This is a genomic window from Roseomonas sp. KE0001 (genome assembly GCF_016107285.1).
In the GTDB taxonomy this organism is placed as follows: Bacteria; Pseudomonadota; Alphaproteobacteria; order Acetobacterales; family Acetobacteraceae; genus Pseudoroseomonas.
Window position 1 is genome coordinate 137,615 of sequence record NZ_RCVQ01000007.1, and the last position, 13,633, is coordinate 151,247.

14 protein-coding genes are annotated in these 13,633 nt (G+C 71.3%); 8 read left to right on the forward strand and 6 right to left on the reverse strand.

Annotated features, from left to right (window positions below; all coding sequences use genetic code 11):
• Positions 1 to 56: 56 nt before the first annotated feature.
• Both D9598_RS15075 and thiE read left to right on the forward strand, forming a co-directional pair.
• Positions 57 to 974, forward strand: coding sequence for a class I fructose-bisphosphate aldolase (locus D9598_RS15075; RefSeq protein WP_198367361.1), 918 nt, complete (start codon positions 57 to 59; stop codon positions 972 to 974).
• A 58-nt stretch (positions 975 to 1,032) separates the two neighbouring features.
• The gene (gene thiE, locus D9598_RS15080) at positions 1,033 to 1,659 is read left to right on the forward strand and encodes a thiamine phosphate synthase (protein ID WP_198367362.1); all 627 of its coding nucleotides are present in this window, start codon (positions 1,033 to 1,035) and stop codon (positions 1,657 to 1,659) included.
• Positions 1,660 to 1,666: 7 nt separating this feature from the next.
• Here thiE and D9598_RS15085 read toward each other — a convergent pair whose 3' ends face one another.
• The 3 genes from D9598_RS15085 to D9598_RS15095 all read right to left on the reverse strand — a co-directional run bounded on the left by D9598_RS15085 (position 1,667) and on the right by D9598_RS15095 (position 3,642).
• Positions 1,667 to 2,152 (reverse strand): cupin domain-containing protein, encoded by a 486-nt coding sequence (locus D9598_RS15085; protein ID WP_198367363.1) that lies wholly within the window; start codon positions 2,150 to 2,152, stop codon positions 1,667 to 1,669.
• Between the two features lie 91 nt (positions 2,153 to 2,243).
• On the reverse strand, positions 2,244 to 2,927 hold the full coding sequence (locus D9598_RS15090; protein ID WP_198367364.1) for a glutathione S-transferase family protein: 684 nt from the start codon (positions 2,925 to 2,927) through the stop codon (positions 2,244 to 2,246).
• 4 nt (positions 2,928 to 2,931) lie between these two features.
• Entirely contained in the window at positions 2,932 to 3,642 is a 711-nt protein-coding gene (locus D9598_RS15095; protein WP_198367365.1) for a glutathione binding-like protein, read from the reverse strand.
• Positions 3,643 to 3,927: 285 nt separating this feature from the next.
• Between D9598_RS15095 and D9598_RS15100 the strand changes: the two genes are divergently transcribed.
• Positions 3,928 to 6,117 (forward strand): EAL domain-containing protein, encoded by a 2,190-nt coding sequence (locus D9598_RS15100; RefSeq protein ID WP_198367366.1) that lies wholly within the window; start codon positions 3,928 to 3,930, stop codon positions 6,115 to 6,117.
• Positions 6,114 to 8,660, forward strand: coding sequence for an ATP-binding protein (locus tag D9598_RS15105; RefSeq protein ID WP_198367367.1), 2,547 nt, complete (start codon positions 6,114 to 6,116; stop codon positions 8,658 to 8,660). Before D9598_RS15100 ends, D9598_RS15105 begins: the two co-directional genes overlap by 4 nt.
• 74 nt (positions 8,661 to 8,734) lie before the next feature.
• On the opposite strand, the gene D9598_RS15110 is transcribed toward D9598_RS15105, so the two are convergent.
• Together D9598_RS15110 and D9598_RS15115 are read right to left on the reverse strand one after the other, a co-directional pair.
• A complete protein-coding gene (locus D9598_RS15110) occupies positions 8,735 to 9,679 on the reverse strand; it encodes a crotonase/enoyl-CoA hydratase family protein (protein WP_198367368.1) in 945 nt (314 codons plus the stop codon).
• 337 nt (positions 9,680 to 10,016) lie between these two features.
• Positions 10,017 to 10,457, reverse strand: a complete 441-nt coding sequence (locus tag D9598_RS15115; RefSeq protein ID WP_198367369.1) for a PRC-barrel domain-containing protein — start codon at positions 10,455 to 10,457, stop codon at positions 10,017 to 10,019.
• A 193-nt stretch (positions 10,458 to 10,650) separates the two neighbouring features.
• Between D9598_RS15115 and D9598_RS15120 the strand changes: the two genes are divergently transcribed.
• From D9598_RS15120 to D9598_RS15135, 4 genes are all read left to right on the forward strand, one after another.
• Positions 10,651 to 10,854: a hypothetical protein gene (locus D9598_RS15120; protein WP_198367370.1), complete on the forward strand. Its 204-nt coding sequence runs from the start codon at positions 10,651 to 10,653 to the stop codon at positions 10,852 to 10,854.
• 213 nt (positions 10,855 to 11,067) lie between these two features.
• Positions 11,068 to 11,355, forward strand: a complete 288-nt coding sequence (locus tag D9598_RS15125) for a general stress protein (RefSeq protein ID WP_232477267.1) — start codon at positions 11,068 to 11,070, stop codon at positions 11,353 to 11,355.
• A gap of 308 nt (positions 11,356 to 11,663) precedes the next feature.
• Positions 11,664 to 11,957, forward strand: a complete 294-nt coding sequence (locus D9598_RS15130; protein WP_198367371.1) for a hypothetical protein — start codon at positions 11,664 to 11,666, stop codon at positions 11,955 to 11,957.
• 43 nt (positions 11,958 to 12,000) lie between these two features.
• Positions 12,001 to 12,630 (forward strand): PA2169 family four-helix-bundle protein, encoded by a 630-nt coding sequence (locus D9598_RS15135; RefSeq protein WP_198367372.1) that lies wholly within the window; start codon positions 12,001 to 12,003, stop codon positions 12,628 to 12,630.
• 63 nt (positions 12,631 to 12,693) lie between these two features.
• Here the strand turns inward: D9598_RS15135 and egtD are convergent, their stop codons facing one another.
• Complete coding sequence (gene egtD / locus D9598_RS15140) at positions 12,694 to 13,632, reverse strand: L-histidine N(alpha)-methyltransferase (RefSeq protein WP_198367373.1); 939 nt, start codon at positions 13,630 to 13,632, stop codon at positions 12,694 to 12,696.
• Between the last annotated feature and the right edge of the window lies 1 nt (position 13,633).

Genomic DNA, 13,633 nt, shown 5'->3' on the forward strand with positions numbered 1-13,633 from the left:
CTAAGCCTGTACGGCCAGAATCCGGCGGAAACAACGCCGACACGGAAGGACGGACGATGCAGCTGACACCCCGCGTGAAGGACATCCTCTCCTGGTACGAGAGCGACAATCCCGGCACCAAGGCGAACCTCGCCCGCATCCTGATGGAGGGGAAGCTGGGCGGCACCGGCCGGCTGGTGATCCTGCCGGTCGACCAGGGCTTCGAGCACGGCCCGGCGCGCAGCTTCGCGCCCAATCCCGCCGCCTATGACCCGCGCTATCACTTCGATCTGGCGATCGAGGCCGGGCTCAACGCCTATGCCGCCCCGCTCGGCATGATCGAGGCCGGCGCCGCGACCTATGCCGGCGCCATCCCGACCATCCTGAAGGTCAATTCCTCGAACAGCCTCTCCACCACCAAGGACCAGGCGGTGACGGGCACGGTGGCGGATGCCCTGCGGCTCGGCTGCTCGGCCATCGGCTTCACCATCTATCCGGGTTCGGAATACCAGTTCGAGATGATGGAGGAGCTGCGCGAGCTGGCCGAGGAGGCCAAGTCGGCCGGTCTCGCGGTGGTAGTGTGGAGCTATCCGCGCGGCCCCAATCTCGACAAGACGGCGGAGACGGCACTCGACATCTGCGCCTATGCCGCGCACATGGCGGCGCTGCTGGGGGCGCACATCATCAAGGTGAAGCCGCCGACGGAGGCGATCTCCCTCGACGCCGCGAAGAAGACCTACGAGAAGAACCCGGTGCCCGAGATCGGCAGCCTGGCCGGGCGCATCCGCCATGTGGTGCAGGCCTGCTTCGGCGGCCGGCGGCTGGTGGTCTTCTCCGGCGGCGAGGCGGGCACCAGCGAATCGCTCGTCGAGATGGCCAGGGGCATCCACGCCGGCGGCGGCAACGGCTCGATCATCGGCCGCAACACCTTCCAGCGCCCGAAGGCGGAGGCGCTGAGGCTGCTGTCGGACATCATCGCCGTCTACAAGGCCTGACCCGGCGGCCGGGGCGGGCCATCCCCGCTCCGCCGCCACTCCTGGATCCCAGCCTCCCATGCCCGACTGCCAGCTCTACCTGATCACCCCGCCCCGGATCGATCCCGGCCACTTCCCGGACCTGCTGGCCCGCGCGCTGGACGCCGGCGAGGTGGCCGCGTTGCAGGTGCGGCTGAAGGATGTGCCGGAGGACGAACTGCGGCGCGCCATCGACGCGCTGCGCCCGGTCGCGCAGTCCCGCGGCGTCGCCGTCCTGATGAACGACCGCGCCGACCTGGCCGTGGCGCATGGCTGCGACGGGGCGCATCTCGGCCAGGAGGATGGCGACCACGCGGCGGCCCGCAAGCTGCTCGGGCCGGACCGGACGCTGGGCATCACCTGCCACGGCAGCCGGCACCTGGCGATGGAGGCCGGTGAGGTCGGTGCCGATTACGTCGCCTTCGGGGCCTTCTTCCCGACCGCGACCAAGCAGGCCGAGCATCGCGCCGAGCCGGAGATCCTCACCTGGTGGACGGAGATGTTCGAGCTGCCCTCGGTCGCCATCGGCGGCATCACCGCGGCGAACTGCGCCCCCCTGGTGCGGGCGGGGGCCGATTTCCTGGCGGTGGTCGGGGCAGTGTGGAGCCATCCGGAAGGGCCGGAGGCCGGGGTGCGGGCGATGCGGGCGGCCATCGCCGCCGCGTGACCGGCTCTCAGGGCCGGCGGCGATAGGGCTGGCCGGTGACCGGACAGGCCGGCGGGTCCGGCAGGCGGGCGATGCGGGCCCGCGCCGCCGCGGCCTGGCCGGGCTCGGCGCGCTGCTCATCCGGCCGCTGACCCTCGGGATAGGCGCCCACCACCAGCAGATCCTCGCTTGCCAGCAGGCATTTGTGGCCGGTGCCGGCAGGCAGCACCACCACGTCGCCGGCCTGCAGCCGCTGCGGCACCGTGCCCTCCCCGCCCAGCTGAAGCAGGACCTCGCCCTCGATGATGGCCAGGGCCTCATGCGCGGTGGTGTGGAAATGGACATGGCCGTAGATGCCGTCCCGCCAGGCGGGCGGCCAGCCATGGCCGGCGAACAGCGCCTCCGCCGCCTCGGCCCGCCGGGCCTCGAAGGCCTCGCGGTAGATCAGCACTGGCAGCCGGGGGTTGTTCGGCACCCCCTCCTGCTCGGCAAGCCAGATGGTTTCATACTCCATGGGCAGCTCCCTGACTGTGGCGGTTAACAGCAAGTTCTGTGGAGAGAACGAGCCGCCGCGCTCAGGGTTGCCGCTTGCGGTATCCTGTGCCTCAGGCCGCCGGGGCGTGGCGGGCCAGGCCGCCGAACAGGTCCAGCATGCGCTCGCGCCAGGCGGCCACCGGATCGTCCGGCTCCAGCAGCGCAAGCTCCGAGACCGACCGCGCCCACTGGAAGCCGCCGAAGACCGCGTAGTCGCCGTATCGCGGCGCCTCGCCGCCGAGGAAGGGCGCGTCGCGCAGCAGCAGCCGCAGCGGCTGCAGGCTGGCCCGGAACTCCGGCAGGCGCTGTTCGCGGCCGGCAGTCACCTGTTCCAGGGGCTGGCCGAAGCGGGCCTCGCGGCTGGCGCGGAAATAGGCGCGCTGCCCCTCGCCCAGCCAACGCGGGATGTCGCTGACGATCAGCCGGACCAGATGGGCGTTCAGCGTCGCATCGGCCCAGGCGTTGATGAACCGCGTGGCCGCCGGGTCACCGCCGAAAAGGCTCGGCCGGTCGGGATAGGCCTGCTCCAGATACAGGGCGATGGCCCAGGAATCGGCGACCACCGTCTCGCCATCCCGCAGGACGGGAACCTTGTCCTGGCCGGAGAAGGCGAGGGCCTCGCCCTCGGTGAAACGCCAGGGGATGCAGGCGGCGTCGAGCCCCTTGTGCGCCAGCGCCATCCGGCTGCGCCAGCAATAGGGGCTGAAGCGGCGCTCCGGGTCCTCGCCGGTCAGTTCGTAGAGCCGGAGCGCCATCGTCTCAGCCCTGCTTTCCGGTGGTCGAGGTCTGGCCGAAGAGGACCGCCCGGCTGTCCTCCGGCTTGATCGCCTGGGCGCTGAACTCCTCCGCCCGGGCATAGGCCCTGACCGTTCCCGGCCGCGCCTTGATGGCCGCGAACCAGCGCGCGACGTTGGGGAAGTCCTCCAGCTTCTGGCCCTGCCGCTCATGCGGCACGATCCAGGGATAGATCGCCATGTCGGCAATGCTGTAGTCCGGCCCGGCCACGAAGGCGCGGTCGGCCAGGCGCCGGTCCAGCACGCCGTAGAGGCGGTTGGTCTCCTTCACGTAGCGGTCGATGGCGTAGGGGATCTTCTCCGGCGCATAGACGTTGAAATGGTGGTTCTGGCCCGCCATCGGACCGAGGCCGCCCATCTGCCAGAACAGCCACTGCAGCACCTCGGCGCGGCCCCGGATCTCCTGCGGGGGCGGGATGAAGCGGCCGATCTTGTCGCCCAGGTAGAGCAGGATGGCGCCGCTCTCGAAGAGCGACACCGGCGCGCCGCCATCCGCGGGCTCGGTGTCGAGGATGGCGGGGATGCGGTTGTTCGGCGCGATGGCCAGGAATTCGGGGCGGAACTGCTCGCCCTTGCCGATGTTCACGGGGTGGATCCGGTACGGGAGACCGGCCTCCTCCAGGAACATCGTGACCTTGTGGCCGTTCGGGGTGGTCCAGTAGTGAAGGTCGATCATGGCGGCGTTCTCCGGGCCTGGCCTGGGGGCCCGGCGGGCCGCAGGCACCTTTGGGGCAGGACGCTACCGGCCCCCTGGAAGACCGGCAAGCCACCTTGTCCGGCCCGTCGCACCCGCCCTTCCGGTGGTCCTCTCCAGGCATCTCCGGACGGAAGGCCGCAAGGTGGTCGGGTTATTCGCCTCATGATTGTGCTTTGTGCAGCGGCCTCTCCCCCGTGTATATGATTTGTGACGCGGCCTCCGGCCGCGACGCCGCACGAGCCGGGGACAGGTCTTCAAGACATTATGGTAACCATCCTGATCCTCGACGACAGGACAACGAACCGGGACATCTTTTCGCGCCTCGCCGCCTCCCTGGACCGCGGCGCCAGGGTCGAGGCCTTCGGCGATCCCCAGCAGGCGCTCGAATGGCTGCGCGGCAACAGCGTGGACCTCGTGGTCACCGACTTCCGCATGCCCGGCATGGACGGCGCCGAGTTCACCCGCCGGCTGCGCGCCCTGGGCGACAATCCCGCCGTCGCCGACGTGCCGGTGATCGTCATCACCGCCTACAACGACCGTGCCTACCGCCTGCGGGCGCTGGAGGCCGGCGCCACCGACTTCCTGCTCAGCCCGGTGGACCACTACGAGTTCATGACCCGCGCCCGCAACCTGCTGCGGATGCGCTGGCAGCAGCAGGTGATCCAGCGCCGCGCGCGCAGCCTGGAGCAGGAGCTGGAGGACAGCGCCCGCACGCGCGAGGCGCTGCTGCGCGACAGCCGCAAGGCGTTGGCGCAGGTGATCGACACCGTCCCCGCCATGATCACCGCCGCCGATCGCCAGGGCCGCTGCGTCTTCGTCAACGCCAGTCAGGCGGCATTTTCCGGATCGACGCCGGAGGCGCTGGTCGGCAACGAGATCGAGCGGGTCTTCGGTGCCGAGCGCGGCGCCGCCTCGCGCGAGCGGGACCGCCACGTCTTCGAGACCGGCGCGGCCCTGGCCGAGCAGGAGGAGGAGGCGGTCGGCCCCAGCGGCGAGGCGCGGGTGCTGGTCACTACCAAATCCCCGCTGCGCGACTCCGCCGGACAGGTCGTCACGGTGCTGACCACCTCGCTCGACGTCACCGACCGCAAGATGGCCGAGCGGCGGCTCAGCCACATGGCGCATCACGACGCGCTGACCGGCCTGCCGAACCGCATCTTCCTCAGCGAGCGGCTGCGGCACGAGTTGGCGCGCGGGCGGAACAGCAGGCACGCCTTCGCGCTCCTCTTCCTCGATCTCGACCGCTTCAAGTCGGTGAACGACGCGCTCGGCCATCACCTCGGCGATCAGCTGCTGCAGGAGGTGGCGCGGCGGCTGCAGCAGTCGGTCCGTCCGGAGGACACCGTCTCGCGCCTGGGCGGCGACGAGTTCGCCATCCTGCAGGCCGGCATCTCCGGGCCGGAGGATGCCGCGGCGCTGGCCGCGCGGATCGTCGAGAGCCTCTCGGCGCCCTTCGCCTGCGATGGCCAGGTCCTGTCCACCAGCGCCAGCCTCGGCATCACCGTCTCCCCGCGCGATGGCCGCGATGCCGCGGGGCTGCTGCGCAACGCCGACCTCGCCATGTACCGCGCCAAGGCCGAGGGGCGGAACGGATGGCGCTTCTTCGCCGCCGCCATGGACGAGCGGGCGCGGGAGGCCATGCGCGTCGAGCGCGACCTTCGCCTGGGTCTCGAGCGCGACGAGTTCGTGCTGCACTACCAACCCCAGATCTCGCTCCGCACGCACCGCATCGTCGGCGCCGAGGCGCTGCTGCGCTGGCGGCGGGGCGGCGGCGCCCTGGTCAGCCCGGGCGTCTTCCTGCCGGTGGCGGAAGAAACCGGGCTGATCGGCCCGATCAACGAATGGGTGCTGCGGGAGGCCTGCCGCCAGGCCGCCGCCTGGGCCCGGGCGGGGCGGCCGCTGCGGATCGGCGTCAACCTCTCGCCGATCCAGTTCCGCCGCCAGGATGTCGGGCAGATCGTGCGCCGCGCCCTGGCCGAGACCGGACTGGACCCGGCGCTCCTGGAACTGGAGCTGACCGAGGGCATCCTGATGGAGCAGGCGGTGGAATCCGCCGTCATGCTCCAGGAGCTGCGGCAGCTCGGCGTCTGCGTCTCGGTGGACGATTTCGGCACCGGCTATTCCTCCCTCAACTACGTCAAGAGCTTCCCGGTGGACCGGCTGAAGATCGACCAGTCCTTCGTCCGCGGCATGGTCAGCGATCCGAACGATGCCGCCATCGTGCGCACCATCGTGGCGCTGGGCCATTCGCTGCGGCTCTCGGTGGTGGCGGAAGGCGTCGAGACGGCCGAGCAGCTGGCGCGCCTCTCCCAGGAGAACTGCGACGAGGTGCAGGGCTACTACTTCAGCCCGCCCATCCCGGCCGAAGCCCTGTCGCGGCTGCTGGCGGAGCATGACCCGGCGGGAGCCTTCATCCCGGCGGCCAGTCCCGCCGAGCCCTACGGCGTGCCGTGAGCAAGGCCGCCACGCCGCCGCCCGGACGCCGCCCCGGGCCGCTGGCCTGGCTGCGCAACCGGCTGCGGGGGCGTCCGGACAGCGAGCACGAGATGAGCTTCAACCGCCTCGCTTTCGCGGCGGTCATCATCCTCTTCCTGCTGGTCGGCGGCGATTCCCGGGACGCGCTGCTGGCCATGGCGGTCTATGTCGCCCTCGCCCTTGGCATCCTGGGCCATATCCTGCTCGTGCCCGCCGCCTCGCCGCCGCGCCGGCTGGCCGCGCTGCTGCTGGATTGCGGCTTCCTGTCCTGGCAGCTGCACATCGGCGAGGAACCGGTGGCGCTGTTCTTCCCGATCTATCTCTGGGTGATCTTCGGCAACGGCTTCCGTTTCGGCCTGTCCTCGCTGCGGGTCGCCATGCTGGTGGCCTTCCTCGGCTTCGGCCTCGTCATCCTGACCACGCCCTACTGGAACGGCCAGCTCCACCTGTCGATCGGCCTGCTGATCGGCCTGCTGATCCTGCCGCTCTATGCCGGCACGCTGATCCGCCGCCTGTCCGCCGCGCGGCAGCAGGCGGAGGAGGCGAGCCAGGCCAAGTCGCTCTTCCTGGCCAGCGTCAGCCATGAGCTGCGGACGCCTCTCAATGCCATCATCGGCATGGGCGGCCTGCTGCGCGATACCCGGCTCGACGGCGAGCAGCGCGACATGCTGGAGACGGTGAACACCGCCGCGCATTCGCTGCTGGCGCTGATCGACAACATCCTCGACCTGTCGCGCATCGAGGCCGGCCGCATGCCGACCGAGACGGTGGACATCGAGGTGGGCCCGCTGCTCGCCGAGCTGCGCCGCCTGCTGGCCGCGCAGTGCCGCGCCAAGGGACTGCGCTTCTCCCTGCACGTCACGCCGCGCACGCCGCTGCTGCTGCGCGGCGACCGCCGGCACCTGATGGAGGTGCTGCTGAATCTGGCCGGCAACGCGGTGAAGTTCACCGCGGAGGGCGGGGTCACCGTCGCCCTGGACGCCGCGCCGCCGGCGCCGGGCGAGACCCGGCTGCGCCTGACCGTGGAGGTCTCCGACACCGGCATCGGCATCGCGCCCGAGGCGCAGGAGCGGATCTTCGAGAACTTCACCCAGGCCGATTCCACCATCATCAACCGCTTCGGCGGCACCGGGCTGGGCCTGGCCATCTGCCGCCGGCTGGTGCGGCTGATGGGGGGCGAGATCGGCGTCACCTCCATCCCCGGACAGGGCAGCACCTTCCGCTTCACCGTCCTGGCCGAGGCGGTCACGCCGCAGCCCCGCCCCTCTCTCGCCGGCCTCGCCGTGGTGCTGCTCGACCCGGCGCCGATCCGGGCGGCGGCCCTGGCCGAGAAGCTGGCGGAGTTCGGCGCCGAGGCACGGCCGGCGGCCGGTGTGGAGGAGGCGGCACGCCTGATGCGGGCCCGCCCCGAAGGGCCGGAAGGGCGCTGCCTGCTGCTGGCCTATGCGCCGGTCGCCCTGCCCGCCGACGCGCCGGCGCATCCCCGGTTGCTGGTGGACGAGGCAGGCGCCGCGCCGGCGCTGCCGCCCGAGACGCTGCGCCGCGCGGCCGAGACCCTGCTGCCGCCCCAGGCCACCGGCGAGGAACTGGCGCATGCGCTGCGCCTGGCCCTGGCCCTGGCCCCCGCCCCGGCCGGCGACGAGCCGCAGGAGGCGGCACCCCCGGAGGAGGCCGGGGCTGCTCCCGCTCCCGCTCGGCGGCCCGCGCGGCCACTGCGCGTGCTGGTGGCGGATGACAGCCGGGTGAACCAACGCGTTGTCGCCAAGATCCTGGAACGGGCCGGCCATGCCGTGCGGCTGGCCGACAATGGCGATGCCGCGCTCGACATCCTGGAGCAGGAGGCCGACAGCCTCGATCTGGTGTTGATGGACGTGAACATGCCCGACACGGATGGCATCGAGGCGACGAAGCTGTTCCGCGTCATGGCGCTCGGGCAGCCGCATCTGCCGATCCTGGCGCTGACCGCCGACGCCACGGAGGCGGCGGTGCGGCGCTGTGCCGAGGCCGGCATGGACGGCCACGTGACCAAGCCGATCCGGCCGGACGAGCTGCTGCGCCTGGTGGAGGAGCGGGCGCGCCCGCCCCGCCCGGGCCAGGCCGCGCCCGCCGGGCCGGTGACCGCCATCGCCAGCCACCCGCGCTTCCGCCCGACCAGCCCGGCGCTGGATGACGAGGTGGTGGAGAACCTGCGTCAGCTCGGCGGCGAGGAGTTCCTGCAGGGACTCGCGCGCGACTTCCTCGACGATGCGGGGGCGCTGATCGAGGAGATCGCCGCCGCCGCCCTGGCCGGCGACGCGACGCGCTTCCATTCCGAGACGCATGCCCTGCGCAGCAGCGCCGCCAATGTCGGCGCCCTGGCGCTCGCCCGCCTCTGCACCGAATGGCGCCGCCTGGGGCGGGAGGCGATGATGCGCGAGGGGGCGGACCTCGCGCAGCGGGCCCGTGCCGAGCTCGAGCGGACGCGCCGGGCCTACAGGGGCGATCTCGCGGACGATGCCGGCGCCGGCGAGCATCGCGGCTGAGCCACCCCGTCCCGGCCCCCCGCCGGGAAGACGGGCGCGTCCTCATGCGACCGGTCTGTTCGTGAGGCCGCGCATCACTCTGCGGCGTGCGCCAGCCCCGCGGAAGGCAGGCTGCCCAGCCGGCGCTCCTGCGCCGCCACCAGCCGGCCCATCTTCTTGAGGTCGGCCTCGCCCAGGTTCATCGCCGCCCCGGCCCACATCTCCACCACGTCGCGCAGTTCGTCGAGCGTCACCGGGTCCACCCGGCGGCGGGCGCGGTGCATCGTCAGGTGCGCGTTGTGCTTGCGGCTGTGGCGGGCGATGTAGTCGCGCGCCGCCACCTCGCCCTCGCCATCCTCGGCCAGCACATCGACCACGCCCATCGCGTGCAGTTCCGCGGCGGTGTAGATGCGGCCGGAGGTGATCAGCTCCTCGGCCTGCCGACGGCCGATGCGGCGCGAGAGGAAGCTGTAGGCGCCCATGCCGGGGAACATGTTGAACAGGATCTCCGGCAGGCCGATCTTGGCGCTGCGCTCGGCGACGATCATGTCGAAGGAGAGCGCGTGCTCGAAGCCGCCGCCCAGCGCGTCCCCCTGGACCAGCGCCATGGTGATGAGCGGCAGGCCGAAGGCGACGGTGTTCTTGTGGATCGCCTCCACCGCGATGTGGCCGTAGCGCACCAGCGAGGCATGGTCGCGCGAGCGGATGCGCTCGGCGAAGTGCGCCAGGTCACCACCCAGATTGTAGATGCCCGGCACGGCCGAGTTCATCACGAACCAGTCCGCCGGCCGCTCGCCCAGCGCCGCGCGCTCCGCGAAGAGCGCGGACATGGCGTCCTGCATGCGATGCACATCCTGCATCAGTTCGAGGGTGTAGCTCGGGCGACCCTGCGGGCGCATGGTGCACCAGGCGGTGCGGCTTTCCGGCTCCAGGCGGAGTTCGAGATTGTCGAAGCGCAGGGCCGACAGGGCGACATGCGCCGGCGGCAGGCTGCGGCCAGCGGTCTCGGCGACGACGGGGGTGTTGCGATCGAGGTACATGGAGGGTCTCCGGCTGGGTGGTCGTGCCACCGTTATGGTTGCGTAACATCCAAGTACCCTCCACCATGAAGGGCGTTGGCCTTGCCACGCGCACGCATCCTAGCCACCCCCTGCCCTCGCAGTATTGATTTGCTTTGTGCTCCTGACTGTAAGGTTTTGACAGCAATCGATCTGGATCTCGACGCGCCGGAACAACGGCGCCGCCGGCGACGCAGTGTCGCCGACGGCGTCCCCGCAGCAGAGAATTCAAGTGTTACGACAACGACGCAGGGCCTCGCGGCCCACTCTCCCGGCAGCCGGCGCGTCGCGAGGACGGCGCCGGCCGTCCGGCCTCGTCTCAGGCGTCGTCGCGTGAGCCGTAGGGGGAAGGGCCGTAGAAGCCGCGCACCCGCTCACCCCATTGCTGGTCGGACCAGTCGACCGCCTCCTCCCGCCGGAAGGACGGGGCCTGCTGGAGCTGCTCGGCGCTGACATCGGCGACATAGCCGCCGAGGCCGATGTCGTAGCGCAGCTGGTCCCAGGGCAGAGGGTAGTGGGAGCTGCCGATACCGAGGAAGCCGCCGAAGGACAGGACGGCGTATTCGACCACCCCCCGGACCTTGTCGATCATCAGCGCCTCGATCGACCCCAGCCGGTTGCCGGAGGGATCGAAGACCGCGGTGCCCTCCACCCGGTCCGAGGAGATCAGCCGCGCGCTGCCGCCGGGGGCGATCTCGTTGACCATCTCGTCATGCCGTCGTGCGGACGGGCCGGTGGGGTCGGTGGTCGGATCCGCCATGATGGTCTCCTCCAGCTGCGGGCCGGAACGGCCCTCGCGGAAATAACTCCCGGCGAGGCCGTGGGGTTCCAGGCGCGCGCGGGATGCAACTCTGCTGCCACCCCGCGTTTCCCCTCTGCATGCCATCTGCATACCACCGGCTCCACCGGCATCCGACTGCCAGGATGGCCTGCCACAGCGAGGAGAAGTCGCCATGTCCGATGCCCGAGACGACACCCCGGCCCGCGAACGCGTCATCGAGCCGCCGCCCGGGCATCACGAGGCGCCCATGCCGGAGAAGCCGATCCCGACCACCAAGGTACGGCAGGGGGTCACCTTTGGCCGTATGCGCTGGGTTCTCCTGGCGTCCCTCGTCCTGGTCATCGTCGCGTTCATCGTCGCCGCCATGGTGAGCTGAGGCTTGGCCGGCGTGAGAATGTCGTGTTGCATCAATGGGAAAACCTGCAACGAAGCCGCTGGCGGGGCGTTTTTGCGATAGGTGCCCGCGGCGTTGCCGGGCGTCGCTCCCGCGTGGGCTCGCTGAGCAGGTGGGAGCGGCGCCGGCGAGGACCGTGAGGCCCGGTGCAACCAGGCTCGCCGCTGGCGGGCGTACCAGGGAAGGATCACAGGGATGACCCAGCGCAAGGGCGGTAAGCAGGGTTTTGCCTCGATGGACCAGGCCAAGCAGCGCGACATCGCCTCCAAGGGCGGGCAGAGCGTTCCAGCGGCCAAGCGCAGTTTCGCCCAGGACCCGGCTCTCGCCGCCGAAGCGGGCCGCAAGGGTGGACAGGCCGTGCAGGCGGGGGACCGCTCCTTCTCACGTGACCGCAGCCTCGCGGCCAGCGCCGGACGCAAGGGCGGACAGGCGACTCATGGCCGCGCCGCGAACCGCGGTGCCGAAGCGGAGGAGCAGGGCTGACACCAGCCCGCCTAGCTTCCCGCCACGCCTCTGGATGACGACAGCATGCTGAACTTGAAACCAGGCCGCCCGCGGCTGAAGCCCTCGGGCCGGCTTGAGCGGCCTGTGCCGGACAGCCTTTCCTCCGCCTTGCGCGCCGAACTGGCGGAGCGGTTGCTGAGGCGGCGTCCGGTGGCGGGAGAGACCGGCCCCCGGCCGGCGCTTCCGTCGCCCGTCCCCGCCTCGGACCCGGAACATCGGGCGCCCTGAGTGCGAGACGGCGGCGGACCATCGGCCGCGATGGCCGGAACAGGAACGGGAGGAACACCATGTCCGATCAGTTGACCCCCCCTCGCCCGCCACAGGGTGAGGCCACGAACACGGCTTCCGGTTCCGCCGGTGAGGCGCGGCGCAGCCAGCTGACGCCGGAGGTGCCCTCGCCGCAGCCTCCGCCCGAGAGCCCGCCGATCGACCCGCCCTCGCCCGAACCGCCACCGCCGGAGACGCCGCCGCGGGAGGACCCGCAGCCGCAGCCGACCCCGCCCAGCGCGCGCAAGCATTTCCCGGAAACCGAATACGGGACCGGTGAATGCGAGCCGCCGCCGCCGTCCAACAAGGCCTGACGGCGGAAGGGGTGGCCATACACCGTTGAAGGATGTTCGAGAGATGAATGACCTGACCGCCCCCCAGCGGACCTCGTCTGGTAGCTCCGCCCTGAAGACCCTGAGCGCCTATCTGCATGACAGCCATCGGGGCTACGATCAGGGCCGTCGGCTGACCTCCGACCGCTTCCTGCGCATCGAGTTCGCGGAGCTGGCGGAGCGGCGGGAGAAGATGGCGCAGGATCTCGACCGCCTGCTGCACCTCGAAGGAGGCGAGCCGCGCCGCTCGGGCAGCACGCTGGGCGCCGCGCATCGCGTCTTCCTCGACCTCAAGGGCAGCCTTTTCGGCCAGGGCCGCCGTCGGGTGCTGCGCGAGGTGGTGCGGGGCGAGGCGGCGCTCGAGGATGCCTATGACGAGGCCCTGGAAGCCGATCTGCCTCAGGAAGCCCGCGGATTGCTGCACCGCCAGCACCGTCAGGTCCGCGCCACGCGCGACCGCTACGCCGCCATGCTCGACGAGGATGAGGACAGCACGGTGGCGGCACCGGCGGTGCAGGGCCATGGTCTGATCGCCCGGTTCAACCGGCTGACGCAGCCGCTGACCAGCAATCCGATCCTCTCCGCCATTCTGGTGACGGCGGCCTCCGCCCTCACGGCCCGCCTGCTGACCGGTGGCCGCAGCCGCCGCCGCTGAGGCGATCCGGTATGGAGAAGAAGGAGGAGGGTGGCCGGGATCGCCGGCCGCCCTCCTTGCGTGTCAGGCCAGGAGATGCAGCGAGAACAGGTCGCCGGCATCCGTCCAGATCGCCTCCGACCGCCATCCCGCCTCGCCCGCCAGCGCGATCATGTCCTCTGGCCGCCGCTTGTAGCTGCTCTCGGTGTGGATGGTCTCGCCCGCGCCGAAGGCGATCGGCACGCCCGCCACCGCCACCGACTGCGCCACCTGGCTCTCCAGATGCATCTCGATCCGGCTGTCCTCGACGTTCCAGATGGCCCGGTGGCGGAAATGCCCGGGCTGGAAGCTGGCGGCGGCCTCCCGGTTGAGGCGGTGCAGCAGGTTCAGGTTGAAGGCGGCCGTGACGCCCGCGGCGTCGTCATAGGCGGGGATGAGGATCTCGGGCGACTTCGGCAGATCGACACCGAGCAGGAAGCGCGCCCCCTCCCCCAGCGTGGCCCGCGCCGTTCGCAGGAAGCGCAGCGCCGCCTCGCGGTCGAGATTGCCGATGGTCGAGCCGGGGAAGAAGCCGAGCAGCGGCCGCGGCAGCGGCGGCAGGGCCAGCGGCTGCTGGAAGTCGCCCACGATCGGATGCAGCGCCAGCGCCGGGAAGCGGGACTGCATCGCCGCCACGGTGGCGGCCACCGCGCCCGCGGCGATGTCGAGCGGCACATAGGCGCGGGGCTGCTCCAGCGCCGCCAGCAGCAGCGCCGCCTTGGTCACCGATCCGGCGCCGTACTCGACCACCGCGGTGCCCGGCCCGATCCGTGCGCGCAGCTCCGGGCCGATGTCGCGCAGCAGGCCGAGCTCGGTGCGGGTGACGTAGTATTCCGGCAGGGTGGTGATGGCATCGAAGAGGCGGCAGCCTTCGGGGTCGTAGAGGAGATGCGGCGGCAGGGTCTTGCGGGGCGCTCGCAGCCCACGCAGCGCCACCTCGGCGGTGGCCGGATCGAAGCGCGTCTGGCTCGTCGGCATATCCATC

Coding starts and splice junctions, on each gene's coding strand:
- D9598_RS15075 (WP_198367361.1), top strand. CDS start 57: ATGCAGCTGACACCCCGCGTGAAGGACATCCTCTCCTGGTACGAGAGC.
- thiE (WP_198367362.1), top strand. CDS start 1,033: ATGCCCGACTGCCAGCTCTACCTGATCACCCCGCCCCGGATCGATCCC.
- D9598_RS15085 (WP_198367363.1), bottom strand. CDS start 2,152: ATGGAGTATGAAACCATCTGGCTTGCCGAGCAGGAGGGGGTGCCGAAC.
- D9598_RS15090 (WP_198367364.1), bottom strand. CDS start 2,927: ATGGCGCTCCGGCTCTACGAACTGACCGGCGAGGACCCGGAGCGCCGC.
- D9598_RS15095 (WP_198367365.1), bottom strand. CDS start 3,642: ATGATCGACCTTCACTACTGGACCACCCCGAACGGCCACAAGGTCACG.
- D9598_RS15100 (WP_198367366.1), top strand. CDS start 3,928: ATGGTAACCATCCTGATCCTCGACGACAGGACAACGAACCGGGACATC.
- D9598_RS15110 (WP_198367368.1), bottom strand. CDS start 9,679: ATGTACCTCGATCGCAACACCCCCGTCGTCGCCGAGACCGCTGGCCGC.
- D9598_RS15115 (WP_198367369.1), bottom strand. CDS start 10,457: ATGGCGGATCCGACCACCGACCCCACCGGCCCGTCCGCACGACGGCAT.
- D9598_RS15120 (WP_198367370.1), top strand. CDS start 10,651: ATGTCCGATGCCCGAGACGACACCCCGGCCCGCGAACGCGTCATCGAG.
- D9598_RS15125 (WP_232477267.1), top strand. CDS start 11,068: ATGACCCAGCGCAAGGGCGGTAAGCAGGGTTTTGCCTCGATGGACCAG.
- D9598_RS15130 (WP_198367371.1), top strand. CDS start 11,664: ATGTCCGATCAGTTGACCCCCCCTCGCCCGCCACAGGGTGAGGCCACG.
- D9598_RS15135 (WP_198367372.1), top strand. CDS start 12,001: ATGAATGACCTGACCGCCCCCCAGCGGACCTCGTCTGGTAGCTCCGCC.
- egtD (WP_198367373.1), bottom strand. CDS start 13,632: ATGGATATGCCGACGAGCCAGACGCGCTTCGATCCGGCCACCGCCGAG.